Source organism: Microcoleus sp. B7-D4 (assembly GCF_036705125.1).
Taxonomy (GTDB): Bacteria; Cyanobacteriota; Cyanobacteriia; order Cyanobacteriales; family Microcoleaceae; genus Microcoleus.
Genome location: NZ_JAUBTT010000118.1, coordinates 17,548 through 22,061 on the forward strand (window position 1 = coordinate 17,548; position 4,514 = coordinate 22,061).

General features: G+C 47.3%; 3 protein-coding genes and 1 CRISPR repeat array. All 3 genes read right to left on the minus strand.

Annotated elements, in window-relative coordinates:
* Positions 1 to 362 precede the first annotated feature (362 nt).
* Complete coding sequence (locus tag QUB12_RS32360) at positions 363 to 1,370, minus strand: protochlorophyllide reductase (protein ID WP_333099251.1); 1,008 nt, start codon at positions 1,368 to 1,370, stop codon at positions 363 to 365.
* 701 nt (positions 1,371 to 2,071) lie between these two features.
* On the minus strand, positions 2,072 to 3,190 hold the full coding sequence (locus QUB12_RS32365; protein WP_333310328.1) for an alkene reductase: 1,119 nt from the start codon (positions 3,188 to 3,190) through the stop codon (positions 2,072 to 2,074).
* A 124-nt stretch (positions 3,191 to 3,314) separates the two neighbouring features.
* Positions 3,315 to 3,470 (minus strand): transposase, encoded by a 156-nt coding sequence (locus QUB12_RS37700; protein ID WP_445300690.1) that lies wholly within the window; start codon positions 3,468 to 3,470, stop codon positions 3,315 to 3,317.
* A gap of 135 nt (positions 3,471 to 3,605) precedes the next feature.
* Positions 3,606 to 4,378: direct repeats of the CRISPR family, unit length 37 nt; unit sequence GTTTCAATCCCTGGTAGGGTTTTAGGTTGTTTTCGGC.
* Positions 4,379 to 4,514 lie beyond the last annotated feature (136 nt).

A 4,514-nucleotide genomic window follows, 5' to 3' on the forward strand; every position in this document is an offset into this window, starting at 1 on the left:
TCGGCCTGTTCCACAAGAAGAAAATTCATCTCTTGTGGAACGGGCATCTTGCCCGTTCTTGAGAATGGTGCAATGAGCTCGGACACCATCCTCAATAATCTTTTTATGAACAGGCTTTTCGGCCTGTTCCACAAGAAGAAAAGTCATCTCTTGTGGAACGGGCATCTTGCCCGTTCTTGAGAATGGTGGAAGATGTGAGTTACAACGCGCATAGCCACTAAAAAAGCCGGTTTCTTTGATTGTGGTGCATCATCCCAAATCCGACTGTAATACCCCCTTTATTATGGAGTCCGCGTCTACCCACATCCTGTGCGTAGACGCCGTTTCAACCGCCAAGCCTGATAAAGGGGGTTGGTAATGAATTATGCAGAGCGGCCCGCACCAGCCGCAGCACCCATTTGAGCGCCGTCAGTCAATCCCACCAACTTAGCGCTCAACTCCCACATCCGCTCGCCTTTTTCATCATCGCGGGCCTGGGGAGAAACCTTTTGCACAAAAGACTTACCATCTTTTTTCTGGCGATTTCCCCAACTCCAATAAGCCCCAGATTGCTTGTATTCTGGATCAGCAACCACCATCGCCAGCCTTTCCCCCGCCAACTCCTGCGACACGTAACCCCCGGTGATATTCTTCTGAAACAGCGGGAACAGCTTCTGAAACAAAGGATAGTGATTGCGGAAAAGCGGCGTATCCGCGACGCATCCCGGATACAGCGAAGTGAAAGTAATCCCCGTGGATTCGTGAAAGCGGCGGTGCAATTCCCGCATCGTCAGCACATTGCAAACTTTGCTATCTTTGTAAGCCTTGACCGGTTCAAACTTCTTGCCATCAACCATCGAAATCGGATCTTTGAAACCCGCTTCAAAACCCTCAAACTTGCCCAAATCCGGGCGCGGCGGAATCTTCCCGCCCAACTCGTCTGGATTGTGAGTCACGGTTCCCAAAATCACGATTCTCGCATCGGAATAATAGGAAGGCTTCATATTTTCCATCATCAGGTTGCACAGCAGGAAATGACCCAGGTGATTGGTAGTCATCGTCAACTCGTAACCCTCCGGGCTCCGCAGCGGTTCCTTAATCAAAGGCATATAAATGGCCGCGTTGCACACCAAAGCGTCCAGAGGCCTGCCGCTGGCTTTAAATGCCCGGGCAAACCTACGCACGCTCTCCAAATCGCCCAAGTCAATCTCCATGATGGAGAAACTGCCTTCAGGTATACCCAACTCTCGCGCGGCGTCTCCGGCTTTCCGCACGTCCCGACAGGCCATGACTACGTGCCATCCTTTGTCTGCGAGAGCTTTTGCGCCGTACAAACCGACGCCGGAGGAAGCGCCGGTAATGATAACCGTTGATTTGTGATTTTGTGCCATCTTGTTAAAAGCGCTTCCGCTATGGATTTTTTTCAGGCACTCAAACCCTGAGCTAGCAGCTTGGATGTTTTGAAGTACCCTATGGTTATTAGGATATGAGGAAACGTTCTCGATCTCAACTGGGAGCCTCTCACTTTTGCCGACAAGCTAGAAATTGGAGGCAGGAGAGGGGAGGCAGGAGGCAGGGGGCAGGAGGCAGGAGGCAGGAGACGGGAGGCAGGAGCCAGAAGAAGTGTTTTTACAAATAATAAATACTCGTTTTCAACGGGGGATGAAAATTAAATATGAGTCCAACTCCGACTCTTATTTGGAGAAATTAACCATACATCTTTTATATCATGTCCAATCGATTGACCGCGATTAAAGACCGGGGCTGGTTTACAGATTTTCCCGTTTCTATTCAATATCTTGGCTCACGGGCCCCTACAGGAATCATGGTTAATTGACCGGACATGATATTAGGGGCGGGTTGACAATTACAGCATATTCGGTGGTTCGTGAAGTACACTATAAAGCTCTATTGTTGGTACATTGTTATGTAGGGTGCGTCGCTGCTCATGTTTAATGAAACTTGCAGATTGACTGGTGGCGACGCACCGATGCTTACGACAAGGTTGTGTGTACCGCATATACATGGAATATGCTGTATCTATGATGCACATACTCGGTATTTATTGATAAACCCGCCCCAACCAAATCAACTAAGAAATAGCTGCTGGTTCCTGATAGGTAGGGAAATCGAGATAACCTTCAGGCCCAAAAGAATACCAGACGCCGACTTCAGCAGGCGGATTGAGCGGCCAACCATTAGTAAAACGCTCTACCAAGTCAGGATTGCTGATAAAATCCCGACCAAAAGCAATTAAATCCGCAACTTTGCTGTTCAGGGCCGTTTCAGCCTGTTCTTGAGTATATCCGCAGTTGCCGACGAGTACACCTGTAAACACATCGCGAAACTCTCCTATCATCATCGGCGTTCCCAATTCGTGAAAGCCAAATGCCAGACCATCCACCAAGTGCAGGTAAGCTAAATCATAGGCATTTAACTGCTTCGCGAAATACAGAAAATCTTCTCGATATTCTGGAGAACCCATGTCATTGTAAACACCGTTGGGAGAAAGTCTAACTCCCACTCTGTTTGGCGGAAATACTGTGATAATTGCCTCTACAATTTCCTTAAGAAAACGGTAGCGATTTTCAACTGTGCCGCCATAGGAATCTGTGCGGTGATTGGTTTTGGTTTGCAGGAATGTGTCAATGAGATAGCCGTTTGCCGCGTGAATTTCTACACCGTCAAAACCTGCCATTTTTGCCCGTTCTGCCGCCTTGCGATAATCTTCTACAACCAGGGAGATTTCATCGGTTTCTAGAGCGCGGGGAGTTTCGTAGGGTTGTTTGCCTAGAGGGGTATGAATGCCTTCTCCGTTTATTTTGATGGCAGAGGCTGCAACTGGCAATTGATTGTTTTGATGAAAACTGCTGTGGGAAGCTCGTCCGCAGTGCCAAAGCTGCATGAAAATCGGCGTTTCGTGGGCATGAACCGCAGTCACAACTTGTTTCCAAGCTTCGCCTTGCTCGTCTGAATAAATACCGGGGGTATTGAGCCAACCATTAGCTTGAGTAGAAACCACTGTGGCTTCTGTAATGATTAAACCAGCGGAGGCTCGCTGAGTGTAATACTCTGCCATCAAGGCGTTGGGCATCCGCGCTTCACCGGCTCTGGCTCTCGTCATGGGTGCCATGAGTACCCGGTTTTTTAAGGATAAATCTCCGATTTTGAAGGGACTGAGTAGGAGTGGAGAAGTTGTTTGAGTGGTCATAATTTTGAGGTTTTGTCAACTGAAGAATCTGGGAAATTACATTTAGCAACGGCCGGTGTTATGCTCCCAGGCGGAAGACATCCAAGGGTCGCCAAAATGTAAGCAATCAAACTCATCAAGCTGTTTACGATTTTGACTTTTTAGCCAAGACTCTTCTTTGTTCAATTTTGTTAAACTCTGGAGAGTATGGCGGTAAATATAATAGTCTACACCGTGTTGTTTGAATCAATTCCTGAATCGGAGCACTTTTATCAAATGTGAGATTATCGATGAGCACCACCTCTGCTGTGAGTGTTGGAAGTAAACTTGTTTCCGGCGAAGAAGGAGTCAGGAGTCAGGAGTCAGGAGTCAGGAGAAGAATACCCTCTTTCCTCCTGTCTCCTCCTCTGCTGAATACTGCTGAATACTTCCGAAAGTTTCAATCCCTGGTAGGGTTTTAGGTTGTTTTCGGCTTGCCGGGTCGATTTGATTCGGCGGGGTGATGCCAAGGTTTCAATCCCTGGTAGGGTTTTAGGTTGTTTTCGGCAATGGCTCAAAGATGACCCGTTAGGTTTTTTTGCGGGTTTCAATCCCTGGTAGGGTTTTAGGTTGTTTTCGGCGTGAGCAATTCAGGGCATCTCGGCAACTTGTAATGTTTCAATCCCTGGTAGGGTTTTAGGTTGTTTTCGGCGTAAAAATCGGTGACAACCTTAGCTAAATCTTGTGGTTTCAATCCCTGGTAGGGTTTTAGGTTGTTTTCGGCGAGCGATCGCCAAAATCGCAACACGCTTCACTCCCGAAGTTTCAATCCCTGGTAGGGTTTTAGGTTGTTTTCGGCTGGAATTATCTGCAATATCTGGCGCTGGTGCGGTCGGCAGTTTCAATCCCTGGTAGGGTTTTAGGTTGTTTTCGGCTCAACGCCTGAAAGGCACACCCGATCTAGGTTTTCACTGGGGTTTCAATCCCTGGTAGGGTTTTAGGTTGTTTTCGGCAGGATTCACGAATCCTCTACAACCAAAACTCATGGGAGTTTCAATCCCTGGTAGGGTTTTAGGTTGTTTTCGGCTGGTGCCTTCGCGCATCTGAGTGGATAAGTGTTTGTTTCAATCCCTGGTAGGGTTTTAGGTTGTTTTCGGCCTGATAATTGGTTGTTAGATACGGTACGATTTTGTGTTTCAATCCCTGGTAGGGTTTTAGGTTGTTTTCGGCTAAAACTAATAGACATCTCCAAAATAGTAACACTTCGTGGTAATATCACATCATAAAGGTTTTTTGACACAGAAACATGAGCGACATACTCAATCATATTGAAGAGCATCCTAAAGAAACACAGCGATTAATGGGT